Origin of the sequence: Amycolatopsis sp. NPDC057786, from assembly GCF_042797905.1 — a bacterium.
In the GTDB taxonomy this organism is placed as follows: Bacteria; Actinomycetota; Actinomycetes; order Mycobacteriales; family Pseudonocardiaceae; genus Amycolatopsis.
Window position 1 is genome coordinate 1 of sequence record NZ_JBHVKW010000077.1, and the last position, 19210, is coordinate 19210.

General features: G+C 69.7%; 12 protein-coding genes. 7 read left to right on the forward strand and 5 right to left on the reverse strand.

All coding sequences use genetic code 11. The features are described from left to right. Positions 1-65: 65 nt before the first annotated feature. From ACFVM3_RS30345 to ACFVM3_RS30365, 5 genes are all read right to left on the reverse strand, one after another. Positions 66-245, reverse strand: coding sequence for a hypothetical protein (locus tag ACFVM3_RS30345; protein ID WP_378443364.1), 180 nt, complete (start codon positions 243-245; stop codon positions 66-68). Between the two features lie 39 nt (positions 246-284). Further along, a complete protein-coding gene (locus ACFVM3_RS30350) occupies positions 285-1241 on the reverse strand; it encodes a Ppx/GppA phosphatase family protein (RefSeq protein ID WP_378443365.1) in 957 nt (318 codons plus the stop codon). A gap of 204 nt (positions 1242-1445) precedes the next feature. Beyond that, positions 1446-2486, reverse strand: coding sequence for an LLM class F420-dependent oxidoreductase (locus ACFVM3_RS30355; protein ID WP_378443366.1), 1041 nt, complete (start codon positions 2484-2486; stop codon positions 1446-1448). 120 nt (positions 2487-2606) lie between these two features. Continuing rightward, positions 2607-4061: a M28 family peptidase gene (locus ACFVM3_RS30360; protein WP_378443367.1), complete on the reverse strand. Its 1455-nt coding sequence runs from the start codon at positions 4059-4061 to the stop codon at positions 2607-2609. 214 nt (positions 4062-4275) lie between these two features. Continuing rightward, the gene (locus tag ACFVM3_RS30365) at positions 4276-6063 is read right to left on the reverse strand and encodes an amino acid adenylation domain-containing protein (RefSeq protein ID WP_378443368.1); all 1788 of its coding nucleotides are present in this window, start codon (positions 6061-6063) and stop codon (positions 4276-4278) included. Between the two features lie 586 nt (positions 6064-6649). Here ACFVM3_RS30365 and ACFVM3_RS30370 point away from each other — a divergent pair. Genes ACFVM3_RS30370 through ACFVM3_RS30400 form a run of 7 tightly spaced genes read left to right on the forward strand, consistent with a single transcriptional unit; the run spans position 6650 to position 19210 of the window. Then, positions 6650-10387, forward strand: a complete 3738-nt coding sequence (locus ACFVM3_RS30370; RefSeq protein WP_378443369.1) for a condensation domain-containing protein — start codon at positions 6650-6652, stop codon at positions 10385-10387. An 11-nt stretch (positions 10388-10398) separates the two neighbouring features. Next, positions 10399-14103 (forward strand): amino acid adenylation domain-containing protein, encoded by a 3705-nt coding sequence (locus ACFVM3_RS30375; RefSeq protein WP_378443370.1) that lies wholly within the window; start codon positions 10399-10401, stop codon positions 14101-14103. Beyond that, positions 14100-14279 (forward strand): MbtH family protein, encoded by a 180-nt coding sequence (locus ACFVM3_RS30380; RefSeq protein WP_378443371.1) that lies wholly within the window; start codon positions 14100-14102, stop codon positions 14277-14279. The genes ACFVM3_RS30375 and ACFVM3_RS30380 overlap by 4 nt, the downstream gene beginning before the upstream one ends. Next, positions 14234-15550, forward strand: coding sequence for an acetyl-CoA carboxylase biotin carboxylase subunit family protein (locus ACFVM3_RS30385; protein WP_378443372.1), 1317 nt, complete (start codon positions 14234-14236; stop codon positions 15548-15550). Before ACFVM3_RS30380 ends, ACFVM3_RS30385 begins: the two co-directional genes overlap by 46 nt. 23 nt (positions 15551-15573) lie before the next feature. Further along, on the forward strand, positions 15574-17145 hold the full coding sequence (locus ACFVM3_RS30390) for a condensation domain-containing protein (RefSeq protein ID WP_378443373.1): 1572 nt from the start codon (positions 15574-15576) through the stop codon (positions 17143-17145). Next, positions 17142-18494 (forward strand): serine hydroxymethyltransferase, encoded by a 1353-nt coding sequence (gene glyA, locus ACFVM3_RS30395; protein ID WP_378443374.1) that lies wholly within the window; start codon positions 17142-17144, stop codon positions 18492-18494. Before ACFVM3_RS30390 ends, glyA begins: the two co-directional genes overlap by 4 nt. After that, positions 18494-19210, forward strand: a complete 717-nt coding sequence (locus ACFVM3_RS30400; protein ID WP_378443375.1) for a hypothetical protein — start codon at positions 18494-18496, stop codon at positions 19208-19210. The genes glyA and ACFVM3_RS30400 overlap by 1 nt, the downstream gene beginning before the upstream one ends.

Consider the following 19210-nt stretch of genomic DNA (forward strand, 5'->3'; position numbering starts at 1 on the left):
CTATGAACGGTCCTTTCCTTGCAAATTTTGCAAGGAAAGGACCGTTCATAGCACGCGCGACAAGCTCAGTCCGGCGGTTCGACCGGCACTTCGCCGCTACCCGGCACGCCGTCGACCTCCTTGGTCCCGTGCGGGCCGATGTCGGGGTTGGGCGCGCTGGGCACGTCGGTCTTCGGCTGGATCCCGCGAAGGTCGTCGAGGTCTTCTTCCTCGTCCTGCCCGAAGCTCTTCTTGCTTTCCCTCATACGTCCGGGGTACCCGCTCCCGGCCGGATGCGCCAGTCTTCAGGCGGCTTTCGCCGGTTCGCCTTCCAGCGTGACCAGCCCGTCGAGCATGCCGAGCAACAGCCCGTCCCTGGTGGACCACGGGCAGATGGCGACCTGACCACCCGAAAGCGTCAGCAGCGCCTCGGCGACGATCGCACCGGCGAGGGCCTGGTGGGAGCGCTGCCGCGAGATACCCGGCAGTTCGGCGCGGCGTTTCGCGGGTAGCTTCGCCAGCCGCGGGATCCACGCGCGGAGATCGTCGAGGTGCAGTTCCCTGGAGCGGGACGGCCGGTCTCCGGCGAGCCGGGCGAGCTGCCGCAGCACCTTCGAGCAGCCGACGGCGCGGTGGTCGCGGATCTGCGGGAGTACGTCCTGCATCGCGTCGCGGACCTCGTCGAGGACGTGTTCCCGCATCGCCCGCACGACCTTGGGCGACGGGCATTCGGTGGCGAACCAGTCCCTGGTCAGTGACCGGGCGCCGAGCGGCAGGGAATGCGCGAATCCGGCCTCCTCGCCGTCCCCCGCGGCGAGTTCGACGGTGCCGCCGCCGATGTCGAGCACCAGCAGCCCGCCTGCCGAAGCGCCGTACCACCGGCGGGCGCCGACGTAGGCCAGTTCGGCCTCGCGGCGACCGGTGAGGAAGCGCAGCTTGACCCCGCTGGCCTTCTCGACGTCGCGGACGACCTGCTTGACATTGTTCGCGTCGCGGATTGACGAGGTCGCGAGCGGATACACGTTTTCGACACCGTGCTTGGCGGCCATCGTCATCCCCGCCTCGACCGCGGAAGCGACCGCGTCGATACCTCGGCGGGTCAGGTTCCCGTCATCGTCGAGTTCCCGGTCCAACCGCAGCCGCGTCTGGTGGCTCAGCGCGGGGTCGAGCGGAGAACCGCCCTTGGCCAGAACCACCAGCCGCGCACTGAACGACCCGACGTCCAGGACCGCGGCGGACGGCTCGCCGATCTGCTTGCGCACGCGAGGCACCTCACCTTCGTCGCGAACGGATTCCCCCGAGGTCTCGCTTTCACTCCTGATAATGGCGGATTTTCCGGCCGTTCAGGCGTGGTTTACGTGCTCTTTCCACCGGGAGGACGTTTTTTGACCACGAAGGGGGTACACCGGCGCAGGTCAAGTGTACCGGATCGATACAGGTGAGAGGTTCGCCTCCCCGCCGCGTGCCTAACCGATGAGTTCGCGCAGCTTCGAAACCTGCCCGACGCGGGCCTCACGACCGGGCAGCAGCGGGTTGACCACCAGCGTGGTCGCTCCGGCCTCGCGGAAGGCGGCGAGGCGCTCCTTGACATAGCCCTCGGGCCCGATCAGCGAGATCGCCCTGATCAGCTCCTTCGGCACCGCCGCGGCGGCCTCGTCCTTCTTGCCCTCCAGGTAGAGGTCCTGGATGAGCTTCGCTTCGGCCTCGTAACCGTACCGCTGAGCGAGACTGTTGTAGAAGTTCTTGCCGCGTGCGCCCATGCCGCCGATGTACAGCGCCAGCATGCCGCGCAGGTGGTCCAGCAGCCCTTCGACGTCGTCACCGATCGCCAGCGCGGTGCCGACGAAGGTGTCCAGCTCGCCCAGCGACGGGTCGCGCTTCGCCTTGCCCTCGGCCAGCGACGCGCCCCAGACCTCGGCGGCCTTCTCGGGATGGAAGAAGATCGGCTCCCAGCCCTCGGCGAGTTCGGCGGTGAGCGCGACGTTCTTCGGGCCGATCGAGGCCAGCAGGATCGGGATCCGCTCACGCACCGGGTGGTTGATCAGCTTCAACGGCTTGCCGAGGCCGGTGCCCTGCTCGGGCGGCAGCGGGATCGAGTAGTGCGTACCGGAGTGCACCACCTTCTCCCGCCGCCACACCTGACGGCAGATGTCGATGATCTCGCGGGTCCTGCCGAGCGGAGCGTCGTACTTCACGCCGTGGAAACCCTCGATGACCTGCGGCCCCGACGCGCCGATGCCGAGCGTGAACCGGCCGTCGGACACGAAGTCGAGCCCGGCGGCGGTCATCGCGGTCAGCGTCGGCGTCCGCGTGTAGATCTGGAAGATGCCCGAGGCGATCTGGACCCGTTCGGTCTTCGCCGCGACGTAGCCGAGCTGGCTGACCGCGTCGAACGAGTAGGCCTCGGGGACGAAGACGATGTCCAGCCCGGCCTTCTCCAGCTCGACGATGTCCGCCACGCTGTCGGCGAAACCGCCGGCGTAGCTGATCGCGGTCCCGATCCTCATCGGCATCTCCCTTGTTACTGAGCGCTCGCTTAGCGCCAGTGTCGCGTGCCGCCCGCGTGAAGGCAAGACGAGGACGGGAGGGCGGCGAGTGCGCTTGCACACCCGCCGCCCCCGCTCCGGTCAGTGACGACCGTTGACGTCCGCCGTCGTGACCGCGAACCGGCCGACCGCCCAGGCCATGGACCGGCTGAACTGGTCGAAGATGGTCTGGTTCACGTTGTCGTAGCCGTCGCAACGCTGGTGGTAGCACGGATCCAGCATCTGGCCCGCGACACCGCCGAACAGCTCCACCCATTCGGCGGGCTTCACCCGGTCGGACCCGGCGTTCACGCCGCCGGCGGCGATCCCGGCGTTGACGAACGCGGTGTGGTCGGAACGGCCGTCCAGCACCAGATCGACGGTCGGCAGTTTCTGCTCCGCGAAGTAACCCCGGACCAGCTGCGAGATCTTCGTGGAGCCCGCGGGCGCGGGTCCCTCCGGCGTCTGTCCACTGTAGACCTGACGGGCGAAGTTCGGTGAGCCGATCATCTCGAGGTTCAGGTACAGCGCGGTCTGCGTCCGCTGTTCCGGGGTCAGCTGGTCGACGTAGTACTGCGATCCGGAAAGCCCCTTCTCCTCCGCCGCCCACCAGGCGAAGCGCACCTTGTTGCGCAGCAAGGGCGCGTAGCGTTTGAGCTGCAACGCCGTCTCCAGCACGGTCGCGGAAGCGGCCGCGTTGTCATTGGCGCCGGGGGTGGTGTCCACACTGTCCAGGTGCGCGCCCATGACCACCGTGTTGTCCGCCCGCCCGGTCGGCGTGTCGGCCAGCAGGTTGAACGTCTTGGTGTTCGTGTCCGCCCCGCGCAGGTCGAGCCGGACGGTGACCGGCCCGCCCGCCGCGTCGGCCGCGAGCTGCTCCGATTCACCTCGGGGCAGGGTCGCCACCGGGATCTTGGCGTCCTCCGGCGGAACCATGCGGTAGCGCAGATTGAGGTCGGGGTTGGGCGAATCGGCGTTCATCAGCATCGCCACCGCGCCCACCGACGCCGCGGTGAGCTGCTTCTGAGTGATGAAGCAGTCCCCGACCCGAACCAGGACGATCTTGCCGCGAACGTCCTGCCCCGCGTAGTCGGCGGCGGTGCAGCCCGTGTCCTTGACCGCGGGCACCGCGACGGCCGCGGTCAGCCCTGCGGCCGGCGTGGAAACGGTGAACCGGGCGATGAGCGGCCTCAGCGAACGGGGGTTCGGCGAAACCACCTCGGCACGCTCGGAGTGGATGGCGTAGTCGCGGAAGGTGAATTCCTGGCGCTGCACGCGGTAACCCGCCGCCTGCAGTTTCCCGGTCAGATAATCGGCCGAAGCGGAGTAAGCGGGAGACGCCGAATCACGGTGCCCGCCGTTCGCCGCGGTCAATTTCATCAATTCCCGCAGGTGGCTTGCCGCGTTCGCGCCGGTGACCTGCTCCGACATCCGGCTCGCCAGCCAGTCCGCGGTATCGGCGCCGGTCGCCTGCGCCGTGCTCGTGGCCAGCTGCGGCAAGACCAGCGCCGCGGCGGCGATCACCGCCGCGATCCGCTTGGCCGGTGTTCTAGTCATACTGAAGTACCCCCAACTGTTCGTTTCGACGAAGTCGTTCGGTAACCCACGCGCCCGAGGAACCACACCGGAAACCGGTGGGTGCGAAACCGTGTCGAGCCAATTCCCCAGACATGCCGTCCGATTGGTCACGGAAGGCCCCGGTGCAGGATATTCAGCACCGCGAGGTGTCCAATACCGCCAAACTGATGTTCCGTCCGGCGACCCCGGCCGGTCAGAGTTCGACGACCGGAACAGGCGCCGCTCGGTCACCCCCGCCGAGCGCGCGGGCGAGGGCCGCGATCGTCGGCTCTGCGAAAAGCTGGGCGACGGTGACCTCGGGATAATGCTTCCGCAGGCGCGCGAATACCGCCAGCGCCTTGAACGAGTCGCCACCGCTCTCCAGGAACCGCTCGTTCCGCCCGATGTCGGCCCGTCCCAGCACATCCCACCACACCCGGGCGATGACGTGTTCGTGCTCCGATTCCGGCGACTCGGCGGGCGTACCGTCCGGGCCGGGCGGCCGCTCGGCGAGCGCGCGCAATTCCGCGCCATCGACCTTGCCGTTGACGGTGACCGGGATCCGGGGTACCAGGTGGAAACGGCTCGGCACCAGTTCGGGAGGCAGGAACTCCAGTAGTTTCCGACCGAGACCCGCCTGATTCTCGAGGCCGACGACATAAGCGACGAGCTCCATCGGACCGTCGTCCGTCCGTTCACCGGTCACGACCGCCTGGCGGATTCCCGGCAGGGCGAGCAAAGCCGCCTCGACCTCGCCCGGTTCGATCCGGTGGCCTCTGATCTTCAGCTGGCCGTCGGCGCGGCCGAGGTACTCCAGTACACCCCCTTGACGGCGCACGACGACGTCATCGGTGCAGTAGAAGCGGTTCTCCCCGATCCGAGGGAACTTCGCCGCGGTCAGCCCCGGGTCGTCCCGGTAGCCCCGCGCGAGGGACGCACCTCCGATGTAGAGGACTCCAGACTCCCCGTCCGGCACCTCTGCGCGCTGTTCGTCCAGCACCAGGAACTCGGTGCCCGCCAGCGGCAGGCCGATCGGCACCCGGCGCGCACCGGGCTCCACCTCGACCGGGTGCATGGTCACCACGATCGTCGCCTCGGAAGGGCCATATCCGTTGTAGACACGCAGATCCGGGCGGGCGGCCAAGATGGCTTCGGCCAGCCGAGGCGGAAACGCCTCCCCCGCGAGCATGACCGCGCGCGTTGGCAGGACGGCGGCGAGGTCGCCCGCGCCGGCGATCGCTTCCACCTGCGACGGCACCAGGGTCGTCCAGTCGACCGGATGGTCCCGGATCTCCGCGGCGAAGGCGGCCGGATCCAAGATGGTCTCGCGGTCGTAGATGTCGAGCCGGGCACCCGTGAGCAACGCGCCGTACACCGAAACTTTGCCGAGGTCTGCCGCGAAGGTCGTCGCCAGGCCGTAGCTGCGGATTTCCAGATCGCCGAGGCCCCGCCGGAAACCGTCGAGGTAATTGGCCACCGCGCCGTGCGTGACCTCGACCGCTTTGGGTTTCCCGGAAGAACCCGAGGTGAAAACGAGGTAGGCCAGCTCGTCGGGTGTCCGGCCGGGATCGACGCGATATTCGGCGAAAGCGGTGCGTTCGGCCACGACCACCCTGTCCCGCAGGGCATCGGGCAACCTGCTTTCGTTGTGTTCATCGACGACGACGGCCACCGGTGCCGCCAAAGCGAGCACCTCGGCCAGCCGCGAATCCGGATGCGCACTTTCGAAGTGGACATAAGCGGCACCGACCGCCCATGCCGCCGCCACGCCCATCACCGACAAGGGCGAACGATTCACGAGAATCGCCACCACCGTGCCCGGACCGGCTCCGAGCTCACGCAGCCTTTCCGCGATACCACCCGCGGCAGCGCCCAGCTCGGCGTAACTCACCGTCATTCCGCGGTGCCGTACGGCCGCCCGTGTCCCATTCACCGAAATCGTGTGCCGTACCAGCTCCGCCACGGTCGAGGTGCGGTTCTCCCGCACAGGTAACGTCGACACTCGCCCTACTCCATTCTCGTGAAAAACTTTCCGGCGCCACTGACGCGCACGGCATCGCGTGTATGTTGAGCTGGGCAGGAGCGGCAAGATCGAATGTGATCGTAGCATAATAGAACGATTCACCGGGGCACATCGATCGTCCGAAGTAGTCACTCTCCATTGATTACCGACCAGGCTCACCTGGGGATATATAGACACGATCGGGAACCCGACACCCGATCGTGCTCCTTGACGAGCAATACGCGAGTGTTACAGTCGATTTGATCGCGACACGCGATCAAGGGGGAACGGGGGGCAGTGCACCGATACTCACTTTCTCTTCATGGCGGAACCGCTGCGGGAAACTGGGGTTGACCAGCGTATTTCTCTCCGCCACCGAGCTCACACCTGGGGCGCCACGAGTTCGGGCAAGCACCACGGTCATCCGGCCTTCCATGACCTGATGCGCCGAAAAAGATTTTCTCGGGTGATCGATTAATCACCTCTTCGCAGGATGCGGATCAGCGCGTCCTGGCGTTTCCCGTGCCCGGCGAACGCGGCGACCTTCAAACCCGAGATCCGAGAGCGAGGAGAATCAGTGTCAGGCGTGGCCGACATTTCTGTCGCGATCATCGGCGTTTCTTACGAATTCCCCGGTCACCCGGATTGGGATTCGTTGACCGCCCTCCTCCGTTCCGGCACCGATCGCGTGGGGCGGATGCCCGAGGACAGGGCCGCGGAAACGGGGCTGGAACCGGACTCCGACGGGCAACCCGGCGCATGGCTGAACCACATCACCGGATTCGATGCCCGGTACTTCGGAATATCGCGAGCGGACGCGGAACTGATCGACCCGCGCCAGCGCCGAATGCTCCATTTGGCCGTCGGCGCGCTCGGCGACGCGGGTTACGCGCCCGCTGAACTGCGGGGCAGCGACACGGCCGTCGTCGTCGCCGCGTACGGCGGGACGGAACCCACGCTCCGGGAATTACTACCCGACGACCTCGCGGCACAAGGGCCCGCGGTCATCGGCAGCATGCCCGCCTATTCCGCCGGGCGGATCGCCTACCACCTCGATCTGCGTGGCGCGGCCACGGTGGTGGACACGGCCTGTTCCTCGTTCTTGGTCGCCTTGCACGAAGCACGGTGGAAGGTCGCGCGGGGCGAAAGCTCTCTAGCCCTCGTGGGCGGCTTCGAGCTCATCCTCGGCCCGCCGCCGCGACGGCCGGAAAACGGCGACGGGCTCGGCGTGCTGTCACCGAGCGGCCGCTGCCGCCCGTTCGACGCGGAGGCCGACGGCACCACGTTCGGCGAGGGCGGCGGTTTCGTCGTGCTCAAAAGGCTTTCCGACGCGCGCCGGGACGGCGACACCGTGTACGCCGTCCTCCGCGGAAGCGCCGTGAACCAGGACGCGGGGCGCGCCAACGGACTCACCTCACCCAGCCCCACCGGACAGGCCGAGGTGATCGCGAAGGCGTGGCGCGACGCCGCTGTCGGACCGGCCGATATCGGTTACCTGGAAGCACACGGCACGGCGACCCGGATCGGTGACCCGATCGAACTGCAGGGTATCGGCCAGGCCGTCGCCCGCTGGCCGGGGTACACCGGGCAGATCCCGATCTCGTCGGTGAAGGGCAACTTCGGTCACCTGGACTGCATGGCCGGATTCGCCGGTCTTCTCCGCGTGCTCGCCCAGTTCCGCGACGGCCGGTTGTTCCCGACCGCGCATTTCCAGCAGGCCAATCCCTTGGCGGATTTGGCATCTGGACCGGTTCGCGTCCTCGGCGAGGTCCAGGACTGGCCGGGCGGGACGCCCAGGATCGCGGGTATCAGCAGCTTCGGGCTCAGCGGCACCAACGCGCACGTCGTGGTGGAAGAAGGCCCGCGCCCGGTTCCGCCCTCCTCGCCGGACCGCCCTGCCACGATCATGATCTCGGCCCGCGATCGGGCAGGCTTGCGCGACCTCGTCGGTCGGCTGCGTTCGGCTATCGCGGAACCCGGCGGGGCGGGCATCGGCGACCTCGCGCGCCAGCTGGCCATCGGTCGCGAGCATTTCGCGCATCGGGCCGCGTGGGTCGTACGCGACCGGGCCGCGCTTTCCCGTGAGCTGGCCGGGGAACTCGACGAGACGGTGGTGGCGACACCGCCGCCGGTCGTACTGGCCCTCGGTGGCGAACACACGCCACCCGGCGTGGAGACGCTACTGGGCTTGGCCCGCGACTATCGCGGGTTCGCCGACGTCACCACCGCGGCGAGCGCGATCAAACCGGCCGAGAGCTGGTCGATGACCGAACGGGCGGCGATCCACTCCGCCGGGCTCCGTTCGGTTCTGGCGGACCTGCGGATCGTCCCGGTGCTGGTGCTGGCCCACGCGTCCGGCGCCGCGGGCGTGGCGTTCGCCGAGGGCGGCCGCGACCTGACGGTGACTCCGAACGCGGCACCGCCGGACGGCACCAAGCTGCGCGCGGCGCTGGCCTCCGTCCCCGACGAAGCGATCGTGCTGGACCTCGCCCCCGGCAGCGAGCTCAGCATCGCGTTGAGCGGCCACTACCCCGCCGCGAACGTGCGGCCCGCCGGAACCCCGGCGGAGCTACTGCGCGTGCTGTACCTGCTGGGCTTCACGCCGGATTGGCGGTCCACGCTGCCGTCTCCCCGGATCCGATCGAGGCTGCCGGTGGCGCCGCTGCTGGACGAGCACTGCTGGCCGCTCGAGACGACACGGCCCGACACCACCCCGACGCCGGAATTGTCGGTGGCGGAACAGGTCCTCGAATTCGTGCGGTCTGTGCTCAAGGAGCCCGACACCACGCTGGACGACGACTTCTTCGCGATCGGTGGCGATTCGCTCAACGGCACCCGGCTGGTGAACCGGATCAACGAGCACTTCGGCACCGACATCGCCGTGCTGGATCTGTTCGACCACAGCGACATCGGCGGGATCGCCGAAGCGGTCGAGGAGGAACTCCCGGAACCGTCGCCCGCGCCGAGCATCCCCGCCGCCGAACCCGCCGCGTCCGGACCGTTGTCCGGGCAGCAGTTGTCGATCTGGGCGGCCGGGCAGCTCGACCCGGAATCGAACGCCTACAACGTGCCGGAGATCCTGTTGTTCGACGGCGTCGTCGAGGCGGGCTTGATCCGCGAACGGCTGGCGGCGCTGACCCGCAGGCATCCGATGTTGCGGGCTGTCCTGCGGGACACCGAATCCGGCCCGCGTCAGGTCGTGGAGGCGGACAGGACCGTCGAGCTGGAAGAGATCCGGCTCGACCTCTCCCACCGGCCGTACGCCGTCGCACGGGCGGAACTGGAGGCCGGTCTGGCCGGACTTGTCCGGCCGCCGCTTTCGCCCTACGACCGGCCGGTCCGGGCCCAGCTCGTCCGGATCCGGTTCGCCGACACGGAGCGGGACGCGCTGACGCTGACCGTGCACCACCTCTTCTGCGACGGCTGGTCGTGGCGGATCCTGCTGCCAGAACTGATCCGTGGGCCGTCCGGCGACGCTCCCGCCCGCACCTATTTCGACCTGGTGCGTGAACAGAGCGAAACGCTGGCGGGCGAACGCGGACGGCGGCTGACCCGGTTCTGGACGGACTACCTCGGCGGCGCGCCCGAAGCGCCCTTGCCGACCACCCACCGGGAACAGGTGATCATGCCCGGCTCCGGTGGGGTGCTGCCCCTGGAGCTGGACGCCGTCCTGTTCGACGGGCTCAAGGAACTCGCCCGGCGGGAGCGCGCGACGGTGAACATGGTGCTGCTGGCCGCGTGGTCGGTCCTGCTGTCGAAGATCACCGGCGTCCCGGACCAGAGCGTCGCCATCCCGGTCAACGGCCGAGGGCAGCAGGACGAGGAGGTCGTCGGCTGCTTCGTCAACACTGTCGCGATCCGCTCGAAGCCGTCGCCGGACACCGGGTTCACCGACTATCTCGCCGAGATCCGCGGCTCCCAGCTGGCCGCGCTCGCGCACGCGGACCTGCCCACCGACCGGATCGTGCGCCTGGCACATCCGCGGGGCAGCGCCATGCTCGCGACGACCAACTTCGCCTACCACGCGGGGGTCGAGCGGATCGCGGAGTCCTTCGGCGACGGCGGGCCCGGCGTCGAACTGCTCGACGTCGACCCGTCGGCGCCCGCTTTCCCGATCAGCGTGTCGATGCTGGAGTACGGCGCCGAACTCCGCGGCCGGGTCAAGTACGCGGCCGACCTCTTCGACCGGGAGACGGTCGAAGGGTGGCTGACGGATTTCGAAGCCTTGTTGCGGCGGTTGACCGAGAACGGCGAAAAGGAGTCACTCCAAGAGCTGACCGGCGCCGCACCCGCCGGCGTCGCACTGCCCGATTTCCGGTTCTGAGAGGGAGCGGTATGAGCATCAGTTTCAGCCCATCGGCGAGCCGCGACGGCGCGTTGCGGGACGGTGACACCGCCGTCGCGGGGCTTTTCGACGCGCTCGGCGCCGAACCTGCCGAAGCCTCCGCGAACTGGGCCGCGGGCACGGCCGGACGGCTGGCCGCGATCACCGGTGGCGATCCCGTCCTCTGCTGGACGGTCGTCGCGGCCGCGACCGCGGTCGTGTTGCGGCGATTCGGTGCGTACCAAGGCATCACCCTCCAGGCCGGGCCTCCGTCGGGTGAACGGTTCCCGCTGTTCCTCCGGCCCCTGCCCGAGCTGACCGTGCGGGATTGGCTCGGCGAGGTCCGCGTCGCGGTCGCCGAAGCGATGACGCACGAGACGCCCGGCGAGAGCCACACGCTGGAACTCGTCTGGGGTGACCGGCCCGGCACGGCCCCGCTGGCGCTCGCCTGCGACGCGCACGGCGTCCGTGCCCGCTCGACGCTCGCCGACGCGGCGCGGCTGCGGTATCTGGTCGACGGGATCGGGATCGTGCTGGAGGAGGGCCTCCACGACCTGAGCCGGACGGTCAGCGAACTCGGCGTGCTCGACGACGCCACGACGGCGCTGCTCGCCGGATTCAACGAAACCGCTCCGCTGGACAGCACCGTCCCTTATCGGGAACTGCTGCTGCGGCAAGCACACCTGGCGCCCGGCGCCCCCGCCGTCGAGGACGACACCGAGTCGTTCGGTTACGCGGAACTTTGCCGTCACGCCACCGCGATCGCCCTGCGACTGCGGGCCGAAGGCATCGGCAGGGAAAGCCTCGTCGCGTTGGCCGCCCCGCGTGACGCCTGGTTCCTGGTGACGGCGGTCGGGATCCTCTTCGCGGGGGCCGCGTACATGCCGGTCGACCCGGCCACACCACCGGCGCGGCAAACGGATCTGATCGAGCGGGCGGACGCGCTCATCGCCGTCCCCGGCGTACCGGGACCGGCCGGGCGGCCGCGATTCGACTTGGCGGAACTGCGGAACGCGCCAGACGGAGACGTCACCGACCTCGGCCCTGCGCCCGAGCCCGGCGACCTCGCCTACGCCATCTTCACGTCCGGCTCGACCGGGCGGCCCAAGGGTGCCTGTATCGAACACCGGTCCTTCCTCAACCTGCTGGCCACCCGGGTGCCCGACTACGGGCTGAGGCCCGGCACCATCGTCCCGCAGACCGCGCCGCTGACCTTCGACCTCTCGATCTGGCAGATGTTCGCCGGTCTCACCGCCGGCGCGACCGTGCGGGTCGTCCCCGACGACACCGTGCGCGATCCGGCCGCGCTGCTCGCGCTCGCCGTGCGGCACCGGTTCGGCTGCCTGGCACTGGTGCCGACCTACATCGCGGTCCTGCTGGACGAACTCCGCGACGATCCAGGGCTCACCGCGAGCCTGCGCGAGCACCTGAAGCTGATGATCTCCACTGGAGAGGTCCTCAGCCCCGGCCTGGCGGCCCGCTGGCACGACCGGTTCCCCCGCGTCCCGCTGCTCAACGCCTACGGCCCCGCCGAGGTCGCCGACGACACCACGGGCGGCCCCGTCGGCCCCGACGAGCCACGGCACACGCCGATCGGGCTGGTACTGCCGAACGTCACCGTGCACATCCTCGACCCGGATCAGCGGCCGGTGCCGCCGGGCGTCACCGGGGAGATCCACATCGGCGGGCGCAGCGTCGGACGCGGCTATCTCGGCGAACCCGCGATGACCGCGTCGTCGTTCGTGCCGGATCCGTTCGCCACCGTTCCCGGAAGCCGTCTGTACCGGACCGGCGACCTCGGGTACTGGCGCGCGGACGGCGCGGTCGTCCTGCTCGGCCGGGCGGACAGCCAGGTCAAGATCCGCGGCAGGCGGGTCGAGATCGGCGAGATCGAGCACCTGCTGGAGACCTCGCCCGACGTCGCGAGGGCCACCGTCGAACTGCTGGACGAACACGGTCTCGCCCGGCTGGTCGCCTTCGGCACCGCCGCTCCCGGCAGGCGGCTCGACGCCGAAGAGCTGCGGCGGTTCGCCGCCGAACGGCTGCCGGACTACATGGTCCCGAACCAGGTGATCGTGCTGGATTCCTTGCCCTGGAACGCCAACGGCAAGGTCGACCGGCGGGCATTGCGGGCCGTGGCCGCCGAGAAGCGGGCTCACGAGGAGTACGTCGCGCCGCGCACCCCGGTGGAGGAAACGCTGTGCGAGGTGTGGGCGGCACATCTGCCCACTGCGGACCGGATCGGCATCCGGCACGAATTCTTCGCGCTCGGCGGAGACTCGATCGTCGGGATCCGCATTGTGCAGGAGGCCAAACGGCGCGGTATCGCGCTGCGGCCGCGGCACATCCTGGAACACCCGACGGTGGAGAACCTCGCCGAGGTAGCCATCCCGTTCGAGGACCTGTCCGAAGCGAACGGCGAGCCGAACGCCGACAGCGGCCCTCTCACGCCCGCTCAGCTGTCCTTCCTCGCCCGTGAGGTGCCGAACCCGGATCACTGGAACCACGGCGTTTCCTACGACCTCGGACGCGGCTACGAGCTCGGCGAGATCACGGCCGCGGTGCGGGTGTTGGCCCGGCGGCATCCCGCGGTGCGCACGCGGCTGGACCTGACCGGTGAGCCGCGGCAGTACGCGTCGCCGGAAGCGCCGCCGGTCACCGAATTCGACCTGACCGGGGTGCCCGCCGCCGAGGTGGAGGAGCGGGCGCATCGAGCGGCGACCGAACTGCACGAAACGCTCGACCTGCGCTCGGGCCCCGTGGCGCGGTTCGGTCTGCTGAGGATCGACGGCGCACCGGACCGGCTGGTCGTGGTGATCCATCACCTGATGGTCGACCTGTTCTCCTGGGATCTGATCACCGACGAGCTGTCCGCGATCCTCCGCGACGGAGACGACGGCGCGCTCGCGCGGCCCGGCCCGTCCCCGGCGGCGTGGGCGGCGGCCTTGACCGGCTACGTGCGGACCGATCCGACCCGGCTCGACGTGGGCCACTGGCTCGACCGGGACTGGTCGGGCACCGCCCAGGTCGTCCAGGACGGTGTCGCGGGGGTGGAAGGCGCCGTCGGCGACGTCCGCACCCTGCTGGACGAAGCGGCGAGCCAGGCCATCGCGGAGACGGCGCGCGAACGCGGGCTCTCGGTCTACGAATGCCTTCTCGGCGCGCTCGGCACCGCGTTGCGCGAGTGGACCGGCGCCGACGGCGAGATGCTGGTCCAGCTCGGCGGACACGGCCGTGAGGACGTCCTCGACCTCGACCCCGGCCGGATCGTCGGGTACTTCAACTCGGCTTATCCGTTCGCGTTGCCGCTTTCCGCGGACTCGGCCGAGATCGCCGCGCTGCACCGCGCGGTACCCGGCCGCGGCTTCGACTTCGAGACGGCGCGGTTCCTGCACCCGGACGCGGAAGTGCGGGCCCGGCTCTCGGCGCTGCCCAGACCGCGGCTGTTGTTCAACTTCTGGGGTACACCCGCCTATCTCGCGGAGACCGGGAACGATGGCGCGCTCGGCGCCGTGCGTATCGAAGGCACCGGCGCCGACCGCGATCCCGCCATGCCCCGGCCGTACGCGCTGGAGTGCTACGCGGTCTTCGCCGGCTCGCGGTTGTCCGTGTCCTGGTTGCACAGCGCGGATCTGCTGCCCGCCGACCGGGTCCGCGCCCTCGCGAACGCCTTCATCGATGCCCTGCCGACCCTTCGACCCGGGAGCCTGTCGTGAACTACACCGTCGTCGTCAATCACGAAGAGCAGTACTCCGTGTGGCCCGCGGCCACCACTCCGCCCGCGGGATGGCGCGAAGTGGGCTTCAGCGGCACCAGGGACGCCTGCCTCGCGCATATCGCGACCGTGTGGACCGACATCCGGCCGGTGTCGGCACGAACGGCCGCTCGATGACCGGACCGCTCGTCGTCGTCTACGACCAGGGCGCGGCGCCACCGGGCGAGATCGCGGTCGGCCTGGCGTCGTGGACGCCCTGCCTGTTCGCGATCCCGGTCAATGAGCACACCACCGCGATGCGCCCGCTGCTGGAGCAGTTCGGCCGGGTCACCGCGATCGAGTCCGTCGACGGCGCCGCGCGGGAACTGGCGGCGCGGGGCGCGGCGGGCATCGTGACCTACAGCGAGAAAGCCCTTCGGCTGACCGGGGCGCTCGCCCGCGCGCTCGACCTGCCGTACCTGGGCGAGCAGACGCTGACCTACCTGACCGACAAGGCGAAACAGCGATCCGTGTTGCGCGCGGCCGGTGTCGACGCCGTCCGCTTCCATCCCGTCACCGCTCCGGAGGACTGGGCGGCCGCGGTCGCCGAGACCGGCCTGCCCGCGGTGCTGAAGCCGCTTTACGGCGGCGCCAGCATGAACACCTACCTGATCCGCGACGGCGCCGACGGCGAAGCGCTGGCCCGGAGGCTGCTCTCCGGGGGCGCGCCCGGCTACGACCCGGCGGGCGGGCTGATCCTGGAGGAATACCTGCCTGGTCGGGATTGCGGTGCCTTCGGCGACTACGTCTCAGTGGAGAACGTCGTCGTAGCCGGCCGGATCGACGATCTCGCGGTCACCGGGAAACTGCCGATGGTGCCGCCGTTCCGGGAGACCGGCCGGTTCTGGCCGTCGCCGCTCGGGCCCGCCGAAGACGGTGGGATGCAGGCCATCGCGCGCCGGGCGATCGCCGCGCTCAGCATCACCACCGGGCTGGTGCACACCGAGTTCAAGCTCACCCCGGACGGCCCGCGGCTGATCGAGGTGAACGGACGACTCGGCGGCGGCATCAGCGAGCTCTCGATCCGCGCCCTCGACGTCAACCTGATCGAGATCGGCGGGCGGATCGCCCTCGGCGAGGACGTCCGGGTGCCTCCGCCGCCGCACGACGCGGTGTTCTTCCAGCAGTTCCATCCGGCGCCGCGGCGCGAATGCGTGCTGGACGGCATCGACGGAGGCGAACGCGTCCGCGAACTGCCGGGGGTGAGCGTGTACCGCCCGTTCGGCAAACCCGGCACCACGTTGCCGGGCGGCGTGCACACGCACGAACTCGACATGACCATCGGCCGCGTCGGCGACCACGCGGAACTGGCGGGACTGACCGCGGCGATCAGCGGACGGCTGATGTTCCGCTTCACCTTCGAGGACGGCCCGCGCGCCGTCAGCGGCGCGGAGATCGGCGCGCTGTGACCACTTCCCGGAGCGAGAAGACGATGACTGACACCACCGGCCACACCGAAGACGCGCTGGCCGAGATCTGGCGGGACGTGCTCGGCGTCGAGCGGGTCGACAACGACGCGGACTTCTTCGCGCTGGGCGGGGATTCCCTGCTCGCGCTGAAGGTCATCGGAGCGGCGGCCGAGCGGGGCATGCACCTCACCCTGGTCGACCTGTTCCGGAATCCGACCGTGCGCGGTATGTCCTCGGCGCTGGGATCAGGACCGGAGGAGGAGCACGAAGAACTGCTCTCCCCCGAAGACCGGGCGCTCGTCCCGGACGGCGCGGAGCGGGTCCACCCGGCCACCCGGCTTCAGCTCGGCCTGATCTACGAATCGCTGCTCAGCGGCGGCGAGCTCTACCACGAAGTGGTGTCGCGGGTGGTGAACCGCCCACTCGTCGAAGAGATCCTCGCGAAGGCGCTCGCGAAGGTGTCCGCACGTCATCCCTCCCTGCGCGCCGGATTCGACCTGGTGTCCTTCAGCGAAGCGATGCAGGTCGTCCGAGAGGTAGCCACGATCCCGCTCGAGATCGCCGACCACCGCGGCCTGGCCGAGGACGTCGTCGCCGAACGGCAAGAGCAGGTGATGACGTCACTGGCGCTGCCGTTCGATCCGGAGACCGCGCCGCTGATCCGTGTGCACGCCGCGGCGCTCGACGAGCGCTCCTTCCGGTTCTCCCACGCGTTCCACCACGCGATCATGGACGGCTGGAGCGAGTCGCTGTTCGTCAGCGAAGTGGTCCGTGTGTACGACGCCCTGCTCGACGGCGGCACCGTCGAGCTGGGCACGCCCGCACCCGCCGAGGACTACGTTCGGCTCGAACGCGCGGCCTTGAGCGACACGGAGGCGCGCGCCTACTTCGAAGCATTGCGGCCGCATCTGGGCGCGGAACCTCCCTCGGCCACCCCCGAATTCCGCAAGATCGGCTTCACCCTGCCGTCCGACCTCACCGCCGCGCTGACGAAACGCTCGGCGTCGTGGGGCGTACCGCTCAAATCCCTGATGCTGGTGACCCACGCCGCCGCGGTCGCGGCCATCATCGGCGACCCGGCACCGGTCATCGGGGTTCCGGTCAGCGGCAGACCGGAGGTGACGGGCGCGGACCTGACCATCGGGCTGTTCCTCAACTATCTCCCGCTGCGCCTCGCGCTGACCGGAAGCAGCTGGCGGGAAGCGGCGGATTCGGCGCTGTCCGCCGAGAACACGCTTCTCCCGTACCGGCGCTTCCCCGATTCCGAGGTGCGCAAGCTGCTCGGCCGCCGTCCGTTCGACTCGGCCTTCAACTACGTCCACTTCCACGCGCGCGACGACCTGCTCGAATCCGGTCTGCTGCGACCGGAGGAGGACATGCGGGAGAGGGCCGAATTCCCGATCCGCGTCGAGGCGCTCAACGAACCGCGCGCGGGCGGCGTCCACTGCGAGATCACCGTGGATCTGAACCGGTACGGCAACGACGCCCTTGACCGGCTGCGTGACGGCCTGCTCACCGCGGCGGACCGGCTCGCCTGCTCCCCCGCCGACCCGGTTTCCCTGCCGGGTGCCGCCTTCGACAGGAGCGAAACATGACCCTCGCGAACATCGCGGATTTCGCCGGCCGCGCCCCGCACGGCCTCGCCCGGGCCGATCCGGAGCTGTTCGACCTGATCGAACGCGAACGCCTCCGCCAGGACGGCACCCTCGCCATGATCGCGGCCGCGAGCGTCGCGGATCCGTCGGTGCTCGAGGCCGCCGGATCCGTGCTCGGGAACACGACCGCCGAAGGCTATCCGGGAGCGCGTTTCCACGCCGGGAGCGCGATCGTCGACGAGATCGAAGAGCTGGCCATCGATCGCGCGCGGCGCGTGTTCCACGCCCGGTACGCCAACGTGCAGCCGCATTCGGGCAGCAACGCCAATCAGATCGTCCTGTTCGGCCTGCTCTCCCCCGGCGACGTCATCCTGGGCATGGATCTCAGCGCGGGCGGGCATCTGACGCACGGCGCGACCGCGTCGGTCACCGGCCGCTACTTCACTTCCGTCTCCTACGGCACGGATCCCGCCGGGCTGATCGACTACGACCACGTCGCCGGCCTCGCACGCGATCACCGGCCGCGGGTGATCGTGTGCGGAGCCAGCTCCTATCCCAGGACGATCGACTACGCCCGGTTCCGGGAAATCGCCGACGAGGTGGGCGCGTACCTGCTCGCCGACATCTCCCATGTGGCCGGGCTGATCGCGGCGGGACTGCACCCGAGCCCGATCGACCACGCCCACATCACCACCACCAGCACGTACAAACAGCTCTACGGCCCCCGCGGCGGCCTGATCCTGCTCGGCAAGGACGCGGACACGCCGGTCGGCGAGCGGAAGGGCCGTCCGCTCGCCGACGTGATGCGCAACGCCGTCTTCCCCTACTTCCAGGGCACACCGGCGTTCGACGCGATCGCCGCCAAGGCCCGCGCGCTCGATCTGGTGCTCACCCCCGAATTCCGCGCGCTCGCCCAGCGCATCAGGACCAGCGCCGACGCACTGGCCGCCGCGCTGCTGGCCGCCGGGTACGAAGTGCTCACCGGCGGCACCGACAACCATCTCGTGCTGGTCGACGTCGGCCGCGCCGGGCTCACCGGGGTGATCGCGGAACAGGCACTCGAGTCGTGCGGCATCGTCGCCAACAAGAACGTGATCGACGGTGACCCCCACGGCCCGCTGGTGACGAGCGGATTGCGCTTCGGCACGAACATCCTCGCCGCCCGCGGCCTGACCGACGCCGCGGTGGTCCGCTGCGCCGGGGTCGTGGACCGGGTGCTGTCCGCCGTGCGACCCGACGGTACCCGGGCATGGCAACTCGACGAGACGGTCCGCGCCGAGGTCGAGGCCTCGGTGCGCGAACTCTGCGCCGAGTTCCCGCTACGTCAAGTCCATTCAGGACAATCCTGATGAAGGTCAGGATCGGCGGCGCCTACAACGGGCCCGCCGACAGCGCGAACGGCGGCTACGCGTGCGGCGTGTTCGCCGGGCTGGCCGCGTATTCGGAGGCGACCCCTCCCGCGGTCACCCTGCACGCCCCGCCGCCGCTCGGGACCGACCTGGAGGTCCGGGCGGGAGCGCGGCGAACCCAGGTGTGGCACGGAGAACGCCTGATCGCGACCATCGGCCCCGAAGCCGGGAAGGTGGACGAGATCGAACCCGTCACCGTCGCGGAGGCGGAACAGGCGGAAGCGGGATTCGCAGGCAGGGAAGGGCATCCGTTCCCCACGTGCTTCGTCTGCGGCGTCGAACGCGAGCCCTCCGGCGGTTTCCCGGTGACCCCGGGCAAGGTCGACGGCCGTGACCTGGTGGCGTGCACCTGGACGCCGGAGGCGGGCGACGACGGGGAAGTGCCGTCCGCGCTGGTGTGGAGCGTGCTCGACTGCCCCGGCGGCTGGACCGGCGACCCGGTCCGGGAACCGATGGTGCTCGGGCGGATGAGCGCGATCGTCCACAAGCGACCGTCACCCGGGCGCGCGCACGTGATCGTCGGCAGGCTCCGGCGGCGGCACGGCCGTACCGCCAACGTCGGCACCGCGCTCTACGACGACACCGGGCGGCTGCTGGCCCAAGCGGCTTCGGTCTGGATCGCGCTGGATTCCGGCAAGCGGGAAAAGAAGGGATGA